The 14,727-nt window shown below is 75.1% G+C and carries 14 protein-coding genes; 6 read left to right on the top strand and 8 right to left on the bottom strand.

Annotated features, from left to right (window positions below):
* Window positions 1-152 precede the first annotated feature (152 nt).
* Together ACZ402_RS16120 and ACZ402_RS16115 are read right to left on the bottom strand one after the other, a co-directional pair.
* Window positions 153-542, bottom strand: coding sequence for a UBP-type zinc finger domain-containing protein (locus ACZ402_RS16120; RefSeq protein ID WP_168731367.1), 390 nt, complete (start codon window positions 540-542; stop codon window positions 153-155).
* Window positions 543-549: 7 nt separating this feature from the next.
* Window positions 550-1,242 (bottom strand): hypothetical protein, encoded by a 693-nt coding sequence (locus ACZ402_RS16115; protein WP_253691315.1) that lies wholly within the window; start codon window positions 1,240-1,242, stop codon window positions 550-552.
* A gap of 263 nt (window positions 1,243-1,505) precedes the next feature.
* On the opposite strand from ACZ402_RS16115, the gene ACZ402_RS16110 reads away from it, so the two are divergent.
* From ACZ402_RS16110 to ACZ402_RS16100, 3 genes are all read left to right on the top strand, one after another.
* Window positions 1,506-1,649, top strand: coding sequence for a hypothetical protein (locus tag ACZ402_RS16110; RefSeq protein ID WP_375824113.1), 144 nt, complete (start codon window positions 1,506-1,508; stop codon window positions 1,647-1,649).
* 119 nt (window positions 1,650-1,768) lie between these two features.
* Window positions 1,769-4,705, top strand: a complete 2,937-nt coding sequence (locus ACZ402_RS16105; protein ID WP_375824115.1) for a helix-turn-helix transcriptional regulator — start codon at window positions 1,769-1,771, stop codon at window positions 4,703-4,705.
* 3 nt (window positions 4,706-4,708) lie between these two features.
* Window positions 4,709-5,536 (top strand): 2,3-bisphosphoglycerate-dependent phosphoglycerate mutase, encoded by an 828-nt coding sequence (locus ACZ402_RS16100; RefSeq protein WP_375824116.1) that lies wholly within the window; start codon window positions 4,709-4,711, stop codon window positions 5,534-5,536.
* A 49-nt stretch (window positions 5,537-5,585) separates the two neighbouring features.
* Here the strand turns inward: ACZ402_RS16100 and ACZ402_RS16095 are convergent, their stop codons facing one another.
* Together ACZ402_RS16095 and ACZ402_RS16090 are read right to left on the bottom strand one after the other, a co-directional pair.
* Window positions 5,586-6,779 (bottom strand): hypothetical protein, encoded by a 1,194-nt coding sequence (locus tag ACZ402_RS16095; RefSeq protein WP_375824117.1) that lies wholly within the window; start codon window positions 6,777-6,779, stop codon window positions 5,586-5,588.
* Entirely contained in the window at window positions 6,776-7,522 is a 747-nt protein-coding gene (locus ACZ402_RS16090; RefSeq protein WP_375824118.1) for a SigE family RNA polymerase sigma factor, read from the bottom strand. Before ACZ402_RS16090 ends, ACZ402_RS16095 begins: the two co-directional genes overlap by 4 nt.
* A gap of 166 nt (window positions 7,523-7,688) precedes the next feature.
* Here ACZ402_RS16090 and ACZ402_RS16085 point away from each other — a divergent pair, with 166 nt between their 5' ends.
* Window positions 7,689-9,836, top strand: coding sequence for a SpoIIE family protein phosphatase (locus tag ACZ402_RS16085; protein ID WP_375824119.1), 2,148 nt, complete (start codon window positions 7,689-7,691; stop codon window positions 9,834-9,836).
* A gap of 214 nt (window positions 9,837-10,050) precedes the next feature.
* Window positions 10,051-11,127 (top strand): sigma-70 family RNA polymerase sigma factor, encoded by a 1,077-nt coding sequence (locus ACZ402_RS16080; protein WP_375824121.1) that lies wholly within the window; start codon window positions 10,051-10,053, stop codon window positions 11,125-11,127.
* Window positions 11,128-11,147: 20 nt separating this feature from the next.
* On the opposite strand, the gene ACZ402_RS16075 is transcribed toward ACZ402_RS16080, so the two are convergent.
* The 4 genes from ACZ402_RS16075 to ACZ402_RS16060 all read right to left on the bottom strand — a co-directional run bounded on the left by ACZ402_RS16075 (window position 11,148) and on the right by ACZ402_RS16060 (window position 12,959).
* Window positions 11,148-11,630 (bottom strand): DUF1269 domain-containing protein, encoded by a 483-nt coding sequence (locus ACZ402_RS16075; protein ID WP_375824122.1) that lies wholly within the window; start codon window positions 11,628-11,630, stop codon window positions 11,148-11,150.
* 14 nt (window positions 11,631-11,644) lie between these two features.
* Entirely contained in the window at window positions 11,645-11,986 is a 342-nt protein-coding gene (locus ACZ402_RS16070) for an SHOCT domain-containing protein (RefSeq protein ID WP_375824123.1), read from the bottom strand.
* A 50-nt stretch (window positions 11,987-12,036) separates the two neighbouring features.
* On the bottom strand, window positions 12,037-12,468 hold the full coding sequence (locus tag ACZ402_RS16065) for a DUF6325 family protein (RefSeq protein WP_375824124.1): 432 nt from the start codon (window positions 12,466-12,468) through the stop codon (window positions 12,037-12,039).
* Between the two features lie 83 nt (window positions 12,469-12,551).
* A complete protein-coding gene (locus ACZ402_RS16060) occupies window positions 12,552-12,959 on the bottom strand; it encodes a DUF7144 family membrane protein (RefSeq protein ID WP_375824125.1) in 408 nt (135 codons plus the stop codon).
* Between the two features lie 149 nt (window positions 12,960-13,108).
* On the opposite strand from ACZ402_RS16060, the gene ACZ402_RS16055 reads away from it, so the two are divergent.
* Window positions 13,109-14,377 (top strand): AI-2E family transporter, encoded by a 1,269-nt coding sequence (locus tag ACZ402_RS16055; RefSeq protein WP_375824126.1) that lies wholly within the window; start codon window positions 13,109-13,111, stop codon window positions 14,375-14,377.
* The last annotated feature ends 350 nt before the right edge of the window (window positions 14,378-14,727 follow it).

Genomic DNA, 14,727 nt, shown 5'->3' with positions numbered 1-14,727 from the left:
CCTCATCCCACAAAAAAAAACAAACCTTTAAACCCCACCCCCCCGGGGGGGGGGGCCCCCCCCCCCCCCCCCCCCCCCCCCCCGGGGCCCCCCCCCCCCCCCCCCCCGGGGGGCCCCCCCCCCCCCGGGGTTCGGCGACGGGTGCGGGTGGGTCAGCGGTGGATGAGCGAGGTCCAGTCGGACGGCACGCGGTCGGCCGGCGCGGGCGAGCCCTGCTCCGGCGGGCGCGAGAGCGGCGCGGCGAGGTGCGGACCGTCGAGCACCTGCGACGTCTCGTAGTCCCAGTACCAGTCCTCGCCGGGCTCGAACGAGCGCATGAGGCGGTGGCCGGTCTCCTGGAAGTGCGCCGTCGCGTGCTGGGCCGGCGACGTGTCGCAGCACCCCACGTGGCCGCACGTCGCGCAGCGGCGCAGGTGGACCCACCACCCGCCGGCCGCGTCACACTCCGCGCAGCCCGTCCCGCTGGGCGGGACCGCCGGGTCCACGGCGGCCCGGAGCTGCGCGCCCAGGGCCTCGTCGAGCCCGTCCCCCGTGACGCTCACCGGCGGCTCACCGGGTCCCGACGGCGGACGGCCGCACGACGGGTGCCCACGACTCGGGGTCGAGCGCCGGTGCCGGCTCGGCGTCGTCCCAGGCCCGGCAGTCGTCGATCGTCGCGGCGAGCAGCGCGCGCAGGCGCTCGTCCGGGTCCGGCACGCACGCCTCGGCGATGCCCTGCACCGCCGCGGAGATGATGCTCGGCGCGGCGTCGCGCACGAACCGGCTCGGCCGCAGCCGCGCGCCCTCGCAGAACCGCTGCGCCCAGCGCGCCGTGCGCGGGCAGCTCGCGAGCGCGTCCGCCGACTCGGCGCTCAGCGTGCCCGCGGGGCGGTCGTCGAGGACGTCGAGCATCTTCTCCGCCCCGATGATCGCGACGGCGAGCGTCTGCTGCCGGTCCGCCGGGGCGATCGGCAGCGCCGCGACGGCGGCGCGCAGCGAGATGCGCACGTCCCAGTGCGGGTCGTCGCTCGTCAGCCCGATGACGGACGGGATGAGCGGCGCGAGCTTGGGGCGCTCCGGGTCGACCGTGAGGTCGTTCACGGCGCGCGCCAGCATCGCGAGCAGCGGGTGCGTGCACCGTGGATGGTCGCTCCACCGCTCCCCCGCGAGGTAGGACGCGAGCTCCATGAAGCACGCGCCCTTCTTCGGGTTGCGGTGCTTGCCACGGCCCAGCATCGGCAGCATGTCGTAGGTGTCGGTCACGAGGTCACCCCCACAGGCGGGTCCGGTCCTTCGTCCAGTCTGCGCCGGGGCCGGGTCGTTGGCAACGGGAGGAGTGACGCCGGTCACGTCGATGCCGGGTGCCTTAGGCGCGAGGCCCCACCTCAGACGCCTCAGGGTCGCGGACGGGCACCGCCTAAGGCCCCCTCCCTCGAACGGTGCGCGGTCGTCCGATGCGGCGGCCCGGTGCTCAGGACGAACGTGAGTGTCGGACAGGCAGGGTGCCTGCAGAGACGGGGACGACCATGAGCGCACAGTTCGATCCGACCTTCGAGGCGGATCTCGCCTACCGCACGCAGCGGCTGCGCGAGGACTTCCGGCACGACGAGCCCTCGCTGCTGCACTGGTGGCGCGGGCGCCGCCAGCGTCACGACCGCGCGGCGCGGTGACCGCGCCGCCCGACGCCGTCGACGAGAACCCTCTCGTCGGCGGCGTCGTCATGTCCGGCGCGGGCTCCGGTGGTCTATCCGCTGGTCACGTGTCGGTGCACGCTGCGAGGATGGGAGCCGTGCCCCGCCCCTCCTCGCGCGCGCCCTTCGTGGCCCGCGCCGCCGAGCTCGACGCGCTCGCGGCCGCGGTCGAGCGCGCGCGTCGCGGCGAGCCGGGCGTCGTGCTCGTCGGCGCCGACGCCGGGGTCGGCAAGACCCGCCTCCTCACGCGCGCGGCGGAGCTCGCCGCCGGGAGCGGCGCGACCGTCGTCTGGAGCCACTGCGTGGACCTCGGCGAGGTCGGCCTCCCCTATCTCCCCTTCTCCGAGGCCCTCGCGACGCTGCGCTCCCAGCACCCCGCGGTCGACGAGACCGTGGCCGCGCGGCCCGCGCTCGCGCGCCTGCTCGACGCCGGCACACCCGCGGACGACGAGCAGAGCCAGGGCGAGCGCCTCCAGCTCTTCGAGAGCGTCGCGGCCGCGCTCGCCGCGTCGGGGACGGCCGAGGCCCCGCTCGTGCTCGTCGTCGAGGACCTGCACTGGGCGGACCCGTCGAGCCGCGACGTCCTGCGCTTCGTCGTCGCGCGCCTGCGCGCGGAGCACGTGCTCGTCGTCGCGAGCTACCGCGCGGACGACCTGCACCGCCGCCACCCCCTGCGCCCCGTGCTCGCGGAACTCCTGCGGCACCCGCGCGTCGAGCACGTGCAGCTCTCCCCCTTCACGGAGGGGGAGCTGCGCGAGTTCACGACCGCGCTCGCGGGCGCGCCCCTGCTGCCCGATGCCTTCGAGTCCGTGCGGACGCGCTCCGAGGGCAACGCGTACTTCGCCGAGGAGCTCGTCGAGTCGGGCCTCGACGACGAGCTGCCCTGGTCCCTCGCGGACGTCCTGCGCGCCCGCCTGGAGGTGCTCGACCCCGCCGTGCAGCACCTGGTGCGCGTCGCGTCGGTGTCCGGGCGCCAGGTGAGCGAGCCGCTCCTGCGCGCCGCGCTCGCGCGCGACGCCGCGGACGGCGAGGCGGCCACCGGGCGCTCCTTCGACGCGGCGCTGCGCGAGGCGATCGCGCACCACGTCCTCGCGGTCGAGGGCGACGGCGCGCGCGACACGGTCGTGTTCCGCCACGCGCTCCTCGCCGAGGCCGTCGCGTCCGACCTGCTGCCGGGCGAGCGCGTGGGCGTGCACCGCGCGTACCTCGCCGCGCTCGACGACGTCCCGGGGCTCGGGTCCCCCGCGCTGCGCGCCCACCACGCGCTCGCCGCGCACGACCTCCCGGCCGCGCTCACGGCGTCGCGCGCCGCCGCTCGCAAGGCCGCGCGCGTGCTCGCGCCCGCGGAGGAGCTGCGGCACCTCGAGCAGGTGCTCGGGCTGTGGCGGGCCGTGCCCGACGCCGCGGACCTCCTCGGCGAGGACCGCGTCACCGTCGCGCTCGCCGCGGCCGGGGCCGCGAGCCGCGCGGGCGAGCCGGACCGCGCGGTCGCGCTCGCGCGCAAGGTCGTCGAGGGCACCGCGGGCGACCCGATGCGCCAGGCGTCGCTGCGGCACGTCCTGTCGCGGTACCTGCTCGGCACGGAGGAGGTCGAGGAGACCCTCGCCCACACCGAGGCCGCGCTGGCGGTGCTCCCGGAGGAGCCGCCGTCGCTCGACCGCGCGTGGACGCTCGCGATGCGGGCGCGCGCCGCGATGAACGCCGACCTCGACGAGCTCGCCACGGAGGTCGCGGCGCAGGCCCTGGACGTCGCGCACCGGCTCGACGCGCCCGACGTCGAGGCCGACGTGCTCACCACGATGGCGATCCTCGAGGTCGCGGACGACGACCGGGCCGCGGTGCTGCTCGCCCAGGCCCGGGAGCGCGCCGTCGAGGCGGGCGACATCCTCACCGAGCTGCGCTGCTGGTACAACATCGCCGCGAACCGCTACTACGCGGGCCGCATCGACGAGGCGCTGCAGGTGACGGCCGACGGCCTCGACCGGGCGCGCGCGACCGGGCTCGGCTGGAGCGCGTACGGCGTCGAGCTGCGCCTGTTCCGCGACCTCGTGCGCTACGTGCTCGGCGACCTCACGCCCACCGAGACCACGGGCGAGACGATGCCCGAGGGGTCCGCCCCGCAGCTCTCCTGCGTCCAGCTCTACGCGGCCGTGGCGCGCGGCGACGACGACGCGCTCGCCCGCGGCACGGCCCTGCGGCGGGACTGGTTCCGGGACGGGCAGATCGCGCTCATCTCCGGCGGCTGCTCGATCGACGCGCTCACCTGGGCAGGCCGCGACGAGGAGGCGGTCGCGCTGGCCGTCGAGCTCGTGGACCACCTGGGCCGCACGTGGAGCGACTACTTCCTGGGCCGCATCTGGATCTCGGCGCTCGCGCTCGCCGCGCTCGCCGACGCCGCGGACGCGGCGCGCCTCCAGGGTGCGTCGGGCACCGGGCAGGTCGCGGCGCTCGTCGCGCGCGGCGACGAGCTGCTGGAGGCCGCGCGCACGACGGCGGAGCGCGGCCGACCGCGCGGCGGTCGCCTCGGGCCCGAGGGGCGCGCCTGGCTCGCGCGCGCCGCGGCCGAGCACTCGCGCCTCACGGGCGAGGACGACCCGGCCCTGTGGGAGGAGACGATGCGCCTCTTCGACTACGGCTACCGGTACGAGGTCGCGCGCTCGCGCTTCCGGTGGGCCCAGGCGCTGCTCGGCGCGGGCGACCGCAACGCGGCCGAGATCGAGGCGGCGCAGGCGCTCGAGGAGGCCGAGTCGATGGGCGCGGCCCCCCTCGCCGAGGCGGTGCGCGCGCTCGGGCGCCGCGGCCGGCTCGACCTGCCCGGGGTCCGGCGGTCCACGACGGCGGTGCTCACCGAGCGCGAGGAGGAGGTCCTGCTGCTCGTCGCGCAGGGCCTGACGAACCGGCAGATCGGCGAGCGCCTGTTCATCTCGGCGAAGACGGTGAGCGTGCACGTGTCCAACGTCCTGGCCAAGCTCGGCGCGTCCGGGCGGGCCGAGGCCGTCTCGCTCGCGCACCAGCGCGGGCTGCTCGAGGTCTGACGCGTGGGCTTGTCACCGGGTGCGTCGTCAGGGTCGCCGGACGACGGTTCGCCCGGCGTGCTCGTGCTCGTGCGGCACGGGCAGAGCACGTTCAACGCGGGCGACCGCTTCACGGGCCTCCTGGACGTGCCGCTCTCGGACGTCGGGGTCGCGGAGGCCGGGCGCGCGGCCCGGCTGCTCGCGGACGCCGTCGCGCGCGAGCCCGCCCTGGTCCCGCGCCGCGTCGTGACGTCCCCGCTCGTGCGCGCCTCGACGACGGCCGCGATCGTCGCCGACGCGCTGCCCGGCCCGCCCCCGCTCGCCGTCGAGTGGCGCCTCGTCGAGCGTCACTACGGCGCGTTCACGGACAAGCTGCGCGACGTCGTCCGGCGCGACTACGGCGAGGCCGCCTACTGGCGCTACCGCCGCTCCTACCTGCACCGACCACCGCCGCTCGCGGCGGACGACCCCGCGCGCCCGCTCGTCGACGACACGCTGCTGCGCCTGCCCGACGCCGCGCGCGCCGCGCTGCGCCCCGACGCGGAGTCCCTCGCCGACGTCGTCGAACGGCTCCGCCCCTTCTGGGCCGCGACCCGCACGACGCTCGCGCACGGCGAGGCGGTCCTCGTCGTCGGGCACGGCAACTCGCTGCGCGCGCTGTCCGTGCTCGTGGACGACCTCACGCCCGAGGAGGTCCAGGACCTCGACGTGCCCACCGGCCACCCGCTCGTCCACCGCTTCACGGCGGGGCCCGACGCCGCGCTCGTCCCGGAGGTCCGCGGCGGCACCTACCTCGACGCGCACGGCGCCGAGCACGCGCTCGGCGACCTCAGGTCGCGCGGCGGCACCTGAGACGACCCGCGTCCGCCGCGACGCGCCCGCGCGTCCGTGCGCGCCGGTGTCACGACTCGGGCGTGGCGGAGCCGAGGGCCTGGGCCGTGCGCGCCGACGAGATGAGCGACACGTCCAGCAGGCACTGCCGCCAGGCGTCCCCGTCCACGCCCCCGGGGTCGAGGTACCAGCGGTCCGGCAGCATGCCGGTCTCGACTCCGCGGACGTCGAGGCACGTCCTGAGCTCCGACTCGGACGTGTCGCCGGGCGCGGGGGCGGCGGGGAGCAGACGGTCGACGAGCAACCGCGGGATCGCGGGCGACGTCTCGATCGGCACGACCTCCCGGGTCGTCGGGTCGTACGAGGCTCGGCAGCTCGGGTCCGGGTCGGGACCGGTCAGCGGCGAGCCGCACGTCAGCCTCATGAGGCTTCTGTCGTCCTCGAACCTCGTCGAGCTGAGGATCCCGCGGACGTCCGTCGCCGAGCCTGCCTCCGGGCCGAGTGCCGCGACGTTGAGGAAGAGACCTTCCGCCCAGGCGTCGGGGAGACGGTACGTCGGGCCGGTCTCGGCCGGTCCCTCACCGGCCAGGAGCACCCAGGTCTCCATGCGCTCGCGCTCCCACGAGGGGTCCGACCCGGGCGGCGTGTCGGAGTTCGCGACGCTCAGCACCAGTCCCTCGGCGCCGCCCTCGCGCTGGAGCAGGACCAGGTTCTGGAAGCCGTCGTGCACCACGGTTCCCGCCGTGCCCCCCCGACGGAGCGCGGCGAGGTCGTCGTCATCCCCGGCGAGGACGCGCAGCCCCGGAGGCTGCTCGCTCCCCGCGGGCTCGGGACGGTACTCGACGAAGAACCGCTCGCCGTCGCGCCAGGCGCTGAGGCCGAGGTCGAGGACGTACGCTCCGTCCTCGCGCAGGTACGTCGCGGGCTCCTTCACCGCGACGACGCCCGGCGCGACGTCGACGAGCGTGGCCTCCGCCGTGACGACCTCGTACCCGGGCGACCCGGTGACGACCTCGCGTGCGAGGTCGCGGAGCCCGTCCGGGCCGCCCGCCGTCACGACGCCCGTCCCGACGAGCCCCAGCGCGACGACGCCCGCGACGCCGGCGAGCGACCGGCGGCGTTGCACGCCGCGACGGCTGGACCGGAGGACCACGTCGAGGTCGAGCTCGGAGGGCGGGACGGCGTCGTCGGCCGTGCGGCGCAGCCGGGCGAGGAAGTCGTCCTCGGGCGGGGTGGGCACCGGCCTACCGGTCACAGGGCTCATCGGGGTGTCCTTCCGGAGGTCCGGGTGGTCGGGGAGGTCAGGGTGGTCGGGGTCGTCGGTCCGGGAGCGGCGCCGTCGGGCGCGCCGAGGATCGCCCGCAGGCGGGCGAGGCCCCGAGAGGCCGTGGACTTCACGGTGCCGACCGGCATGCCGAGCTCGGCGGCGACCTCGCTCTCGCTGAGGTCGAGCAGGTGCCGCAGGACCACGACGCGACGCTGCTTGACCGGGAGCGTCAGGAGCGCGCGCACGACGGCGTCGCGGTCGTCGACGGAACCCGTCGGCTCCCCGGTGCCGGGACGGCCCGGTCGACGGACGCCCTCCGCCTGCGCGAGCTCGTCCGGCCCGGCGAGCACCTCGCGCCGCGTGCGGCGCCACGTGTCGACGCGGAGGTTGGCCAGCACGCGACGGGCGTAGGCGAGCGGGTCGCGCTCGCGGGCCCGCGACCACGCGCGGTACGTCCGCTCGAGCGCGTGCTGCGTGAGCTCCTCCGCCCGGTGCCGGTCCCCGCAGAGCAGGTACGCCATGCGGTGCAGAGGGTCGCGGGCGTCCCGCATGAACGCCGAGAACTCCTCGTCGCGCGTGCGCCGGGCGACGAGGTCGATCTCGACCACGGACGAGTCGTCGGGCCCGTCGGCCCGACCACCGTCCCGGTCGTCGTCCCGGTCGCGGTCGGCTACGACGTCGAGCAGCAGCTCGAGCCTCCCGGACCGTCCGACGGGTCCGGCCGAACCTGTCGCCGTCACGTCGCCGCCCCTCGCGGGCCGCGCCCGCCGTCGTGTCGTGGTGTCACGAGCGGTACACGCAGCACCCCCGCCCGAGGTTCCCTTCTTCCCGATTTCACCCCGTCCGCGTGCCTGGCTGGCGCGGCTTGCACTGTTTGACCGGCCTCGTCCTGGTGATACTGGCACCATGACCGACGCCCAGGCGATCCACGAGCTCGCGCAGGCGGGGCTCGCCGAGCCGGTGGCGGACGAGTCGTTCGACCGGTTCGCGCGCCTCGTGCGGCGGCAGCTCGGGGTGCCGTCGGCGCTCGTCACGCTCGTCCTCGACGACGAGGCGGTGCTGCCCGGCGCGCTGGGCCTGCCCGAGCCGTACCAGTCCGAGCGTCGCACGCCCCTGAGCCACACGTTCTGCCAGTTCGTCAAGAGCGACGCGCGGCCGCTCGTGGTCGAGGACGCCCGGGTCGTCCCGCACCTCGCGTCGCTCCGTGCGGTCGACGACATCGGCGTCGTGTCCTACGCAGGCTTCCCCATCTTCGACCCGCACGGCCGCGCCGTCGGGTCGCTGTGCGCGTTCGACGGGCGACCGCGGCCGTGGTCCGACGAGGACCTGGCAACCCTGGCGGACCTCGCCTCCGCGTGCACCTCGGAGCTGCGGCTGCGGCTCGCCCGGGCGCGGGCGAAGCGCATGCAGCACGTCGCGCTCGCGGCCAACCGGCGGTCCCGCCTCCTGCTGGAGCTCTCCGAGTCGTTCGCCGCCGCGACGTCGGTGCGCGACGTCGCCGAGCGGCTCTCCGCGGTCGGGGCCGCGATCGGTGCCCGCTACGCGGGCCTCGCGATGCTCGACGCGAGCGGCAACCGCCTCGAGTACACGACTCTCGACCACCTGGAGCCGGGGGTCCCCGCGTCGTTCCGCCGGATGCGGGTCGACGACGACCGCGGCGCCGCGATCGCCGCCCGCACGCGCGAGCCGCTGTTCTTCCCCGACCACGCCCGGTACGCCGCGCGGCTGCCCGAGGCGGCGGCGCTCATCGCGTCCGACGACGTCGAGGCCCGCGCGTTCCTGCCCGTCCTCGTGGGCGAGCGGCTGCTCGGCGTCGTCACCCTGGCCTGGGAGGCGGCGCGCGAGTTCGACGACGACGCGGTCCAGACGAAGACCGCGATCGCCTCGTACGTCGCGCACGCGCTCGACCGCGTCCGGCTCCTGGAGGAGCGGCACCGCGTCGCGACGACGCTCCAGGCCGCGATGCTCACCGAGCTGCCGTCGGTGCGGAGCGCGGAGCTCGCCGCCACCTACGCGTCCGCGACCCGCACCGACCAGGTCGGCGGCGACTGGTACGACGCCGTCGTGCTCGACGACGACGCGTGCGTCCTCATGATCGGGGACGTCACCGGCCACGACATGCGCGCGGCCGCGCAGATGGGCCAGCTGCGCTCCATGCTGCGGACGTTCGCGTGGTGCCAGGACGAGCCGCCCGCCGTCCTGCTCCGGCTCCTGGACCGGGCCAACCGTGGCCTCGCGCTGCACTCGAGCGGCACGGCCGCCGTCGTGCGGCTCGACCGCACCCCGCACGGGTTCGACGTCACGTGGTCGAGCGCCGGGCACCCGTCCCCGCTCGTGCTGCGCGCCGACGGCCGCGTCGAGACGCTCGACGTGCCCCCGGACCTCATGCTCGGCGTCGTCCCGGGCACCACGCGGCACGACCACCACGCGCACCTCGCGCACGGCGACACGCTCCTCCTGTACACCGACGGTCTCGTCGAGCGGCGCGGCACGTCCTACGCCGAGCGGCTCGGCGCCCTGCAGGCCGTCCTCGCCGAGCTCACGACCACCGCGACGTCCGCCCTGCCCGACGCGCTCGTGCGCCGGCTCGTGTCCGACCAGCGCGACGACGTCGCCGTCCTCGCGCTGCGCGTCCGGCACACCGTCGCGCGACCGCCCGGCCCGGGACGGCCGTCCGTCCTGACGCGGCAGGTCGAGCACGCGTCGTCGGCGATCGGGCCCGCCCGCCGCTGGGTGGACGACGTCCTCGAGAGCTGTGACGTCTCCGCGTCGGTCCGCCGCATCGCCATGCTGCTCACGAGCGAGGTGCTGACCAACGCGGTCCAGCACGGCGCGGCCCCGGTCGAGGCGGAGCTCGAGGTCGGGCACCGCGTCCTGCGCGTCGCGGTGCGGGACGGCTCGCCGGCGCTCCCCCGGCTCCGGTCCCCCCACCCGGACGAGACGGGCGGCCGGGGGGTGCAGTTCCTCGAGCGCTGCGCGTCGCGCTGGGGCGTCGACGCGGTCGACGGCGCGCCGGGCAAGACCGTGTGGTTCGAGCTCGACCTGGACGACTGAGCCCGGTCGTCGAGCCCGGGGTCCCTCCCCACCCCGACGCGAGCCCGGGGAGCGACCCCGGGGTCGGCACGGGCTGTGCCGTGTCGGAGGGCAGCGGTAGCGTGTGTGAGGTGGGCCACTCCCCTGGTCCCGCACGGGTGGTCGCGGCATCGCGCGCCCACCCGTAGGCACCCCTCGCGAACGTCGAGACCCTCGAGTCCTGAGAGGCAGCACGATGACCGACCTCGCCACCCCCACGAGCCTCCGCCCGGGAGCCACCGCGCCCGGCGCCGCCCCCCTGCCCGAGCGCGACGACCTCGACGCGGTCCTCGCGGGCCACCGCCGGGAGATCACGGGCTACTGCTACCGCATGCTCGGCTCCTCGTTCGAGGCGGAGGACGCCGTGCAGGAGACGTTCCTGCGCGCGTGGCGCTCCTACGACCGGTTCGAGGGCCGCTCGTCGCTGCGCTCCTGGCTCTACCGCATCGCGACGAACGTGTGCTTCGACGCGCTGGGCGCGCGCAAGCGGCGTGAGCGCCCCATGGGCCTCGGCGGCCCGCAGGCGCCGGAGGCCGAGAACCTCGGCCAGGTGCTCCCGGAGGAGACGTGGGTCGAGCCGGTCCCCGACGACCGCGTGCTGCCGCACGACGGTGACCCGGCGCAGGTCGCGGTGGGCCGCGAGACCATCCGGCTCGCGTTCGTGGCCGCGCTGCAGTTCCTGCCGCCCAAGCAGCGCGCCGTGCTCCTGCTGCGCGAGGTGCTGCGCTGGCAGGCGAGCGAGGTCGCGGAGCTGCTCGACACGTCGGTGGCGTCCGTGAACAGCGCGCTGCAGCGTGCGCGCGCGACCATGGCGGCGCGCGCCCACTGGGACAGCTCGGGGCTCGCAGGCGACGCCGAGCCCGCACCCGCTCCGGTCGCGTCGAACGCGGGGCTCGGCGACGAGGAGAGGCTGCTGCTCGAGCGCTACCTCGACGCGTTCGAGCGCTACGACATGGACGCGCTCGTCGCGATCCTCCACGAGGACGCGACGCTGTCCATGCCGCCGTACCCGCTGTGGATGAAGGGCACGGCGGACATCGTGACCTGGATGACCGGGCCCGGCCACGAGTGCGAGGGGTCCCGCATGGTGCCGGTCGCGGTGAACGGTACGTTCGGGTTCGGCCAGTACCGCCGGGCTGCGGGCGGCGGGCACGAGCCGTGGGCGCTGCAGGTGGTCGAGACCGAGGACGGGCGGGTGACGGCCATCAACGCGTTCCTCGACACGGCCTCGTGGTTTCCGCTGTTCGGCCTCCCCGCGCGCCTCGACGACTGACGGCGCGCGGGGCCGGGCGGTCAGTCGAACGTCTCGAGGAGCGTGCTCCGCTCCGCCTCCGTGAGGTTCGTGGCGACGAGCTTCCCGTGGGTTCCGTGGAACCGTTCGCCGACCCGGTCGAGGTCGCCGTCCTCGGTCACGACGAACAGGGCCGACGAGCCGGGCGTGACACCCTCCCGGATGCGGTTCAGCTGGTCCTTGTCGATCCCCACGGCGGCCATCGCCTTCGTCGACGCGCCGATGGCGGCTCCGGCCGCCGCCCCCAGGACGGGGGCGAAGAAGAGCGAGCCGAGCAGGAGCCCCCAGAACGCGCCCCAGCCGGTGCCGCGCCACTCGTCCTGGTGGCCGTGGCGGGTCGTCGGCTTGGCCGCGCCCTCCGGCCACGTGACCACCGCGGTGTCGACGATGCGGATCGCGTGCTCCGAGGCCGAGTCGTGCAGGATGCGGGACGCGGTGTCCGCGCCCTCGGGAGAGTCGAACTTCCAGACGGTGAACGTGGCCATGGCGCTCCTCCTCGTCAGCCGAGCAGCTTGGCCTTGGCCGCGGCGAACTCGGCGTCGCTCAGCACGCCCGAGGCGTGGAGCTGACCGAGCCGCTCGAGCTGGCCGAGCAGGTCGTCCTGCGCCGGGGCCGCGGCCGGCGCAGGCTGGGCGTACTGGGCCGCGGCCTGCTGGGCCGCCGCCTCGATGCGAGCCTGCTCCTGCGCGGCCTCGGCCTGCTGGGCCTCCCACGACTGCTGGGCACGGTTCGCCTGGCGGCGCTGCACGGCGCCCGCGGTCGCGGACGCGGTGCCCGCGATGACGGCGGTGCGGGCGGCGGTCCCGATGAGCCCGGGACGGCCGATTCGACGGATGGGCATGGGGTTCTCCTGGTTCGGTGGCGGTGTCGGGTGCGCGGTGCGCGGGCGGCTCAGTCCTCGACGAGCGCGAGGTCGGCGACCTCGTTGACGACCTCGGCCGGGATGCGCTCGCTGAGCAGCACGACGCCGTCGGCCGCGCTGGTCGCGGCGATCACGCCGCGGGCCCACGTGTGCTCGACGACGAGGACGAGGGCCGACGTGCCCGGGGCGAGCCCGGCGGCGACGGCGTCGAGGTCCTCCTCGCCCGCGAGGCCGGCGCCCGTGAGCTCGACGTCCGTGATCTCCAGCTCGTCGCCCAGGTCGGTCACCTCGATGACCTCGACGTCGCCGGCGTCGGAGCGGCGGACGACCGCGAGGTCGAGGAGCGTGACGGTGCCCTCCGCGAGCACCTCCAGGACGGAGGCCTGCACCCCCGCGGGGATGCGGTCCGACGGGAAGGCGACCGCGACGATCTCGACGGGGCCGAAGGTGGACGTTGCCATGGGCGATGCTCCCTGGGTCTGTGGTGGACGAGGACGACGGTGCGCGGGCAGGTCACCCGGACCGGGTCTCGGGGCGGGGCGGCTCAGCGTGCGGCGCGCTCGGCCTCGTCGCCGTGGACCACGAGCGCCCACAGGACGAACACGTCGAGCGCGATGGTCACGATCGACCACCAGGGCGTCACCTGGAGGGTCGTGAACTGGGCGATCGCGTTGAGGACGACGAGGACGATGGCGACCATGCGCGCCCAGCCCTTGCCGGAGAGCAGCGCGAAGCCGGTGAGGACGAGCAGCACCCCGATGACGAGGTGGACCCAGCCCCACGTCGAGACGTCGAGCACGACGATGCCCGCGTCGGTCACGCCGACGAGGCTGTTCGGGGAGAAGACGGCGACCAGTCCGCTGATCGCGTTGAAGAAGCCGATCGTCACGAGCACGATCCCCGCGAACCAGACCCACCCGACCCATGCCGAGACCTGCGACGAACGTGCCATGCGAGTCCTCCTGGAGAGCCGACCGTGGCCGGAGCGAGACGAGCGGACGAGCGTGCGCGTCGATGGTGGCACCGGTCGCGGGGTTCGGCATCCGGAAGGCGCGGCGCGCCCGTCGGGCCTGCCGCCGGGGGCGCCGCTAGGTTCGGGGCATGACGACGCCGACCCCCGCCGAGGACCCGTGGTCGGGCGTACCGGACGCCGGGTCACGACCCGTCCAGCACGACTCCCGCCGCCCCCCGCGCTGGGTCCCGCGCGCGCTCGCGATGGGCGTCGTCGCGGTCTTCGTCGGGATCTTCGCGTGGTACGCCCTGGGCCAGCTCAAGGCGCTGGGCGTCAACATCCTCATCGCGTTCTTCGTCGCGCTCGCCCTGGAGCCCATCGTCGTGTGGCTCGTGCGCCACGGCTGGCGGCGGGGCGCCGCGGCGGCGGTGGCCCTCCTCGGCTCGATCGTCGTGATCCTCGTGGTGCTCGCGCTCTTCGGGAACCTGTTCGTCCAGCAGCTCATCCAGCTCGTCCAGTCGCTCCCGGACCTGTACGCGAGCATCCAGGACCTCGTCGCGGAACGGTTCGACGTCGTCATCCCCGACTCCGACGACCTCGTCCGGCAGATCCTCAGCGACTTCGGCGACGACGTCGCGTCCGGCGCCCTCGTCGTCACCACCACGATCGTCGGGGTCATCTTCGCGTCCCTGACGATCATGCTCGTCACCTACTACCTGCTCGCGGCGGGGCCCAAGTTCCGCGCCGCGGTGTGCCGCTGGCTCACGCCGAACCGCCAGGGGGAGGTCCTGCGCCTCTGGGAGATCACGCAGGTCAAGGTCTCCGACTTCATCAACTCGCGCATCGTCCTCGCGGCGCTGTCGAGCGTCTTCACGTTCGTCTTCCTGGTGATCATCCAGACGCCGTACGCGCTCCCCCTCGCGGTGTTCACCGGCGTCGTCTCGCAGTTCGTCCCCACGATCGGCACGTACATCGGCGGCGCGCTGCCCGTCGCGGTCGCGCTCACGTCCCAGGGCCTGCCGCAGGCGCTGGGCGTGCTCGCGTTCATCATCGGTTACCAGCAGCTCGAGAACCTGTACTTCTCGCCCAAGGTCTCCGCCCGCGCGCTGGAGATGAACCCGGCGGTGAGCTTCGTCGTCGTGCTCGCGTTCGGCGCGGTGTTCGGCGCGCTGGGCGCGTTCCTCGCGCTGCCGATCGCCGCGACGATCCAGGCGGTGGCCAACACGTACCTCCAGCGGCACGAGCTCATCGAGTCGCACATGCTGCACGACCCCGGCTCCGAGGGGCACCACCCGCACGGCAGGGGCAAGGGGCGGGACGGCGACGGCGGCACTGCGCGACGCCGCCGCAAGAACCGCGAGGCCGCCCTGGAGGCCGAGCGCACGGTCGACGAGCGGCGCGCCGAGGGCATCGACTGAGACCGGCCGTCCCGCGTGCGGTCCCGGCCGTCGCGACGTGCGAGACGCTGGCCGAGCGCGTCACTGCTCACTGTCATGAACTCGTTGTGCCGCCGTCGTGGCCCAGACGACCAGTGCGCAGCGCGTTCGTGATCTGGCCCCGCAAACGCGTGTGCGACAGCACGTGGAGCGTGCTGCAGCGCGTCGGCAGCGTGCCACGCGCCCCGAGCCATGAGACATGAGACATGAGACATGAGACATGAGACATGAGACGAACCTAGGCCCTGTCCTGCGAATGTTCTTGGCATGTGTCCGGTAATGTCCGGGTTGTGGGTGTGGGGCGTGGTGAGCTGACTGACACGGCGTGGGCG

Source organism: Cellulosimicrobium sp. NPDC030954 (assembly GCF_055571305.1).
The sequence above is the reverse complement of the archived record's forward strand: the minus strand, read 5'-3'. Positions and strand labels throughout refer to the sequence as shown.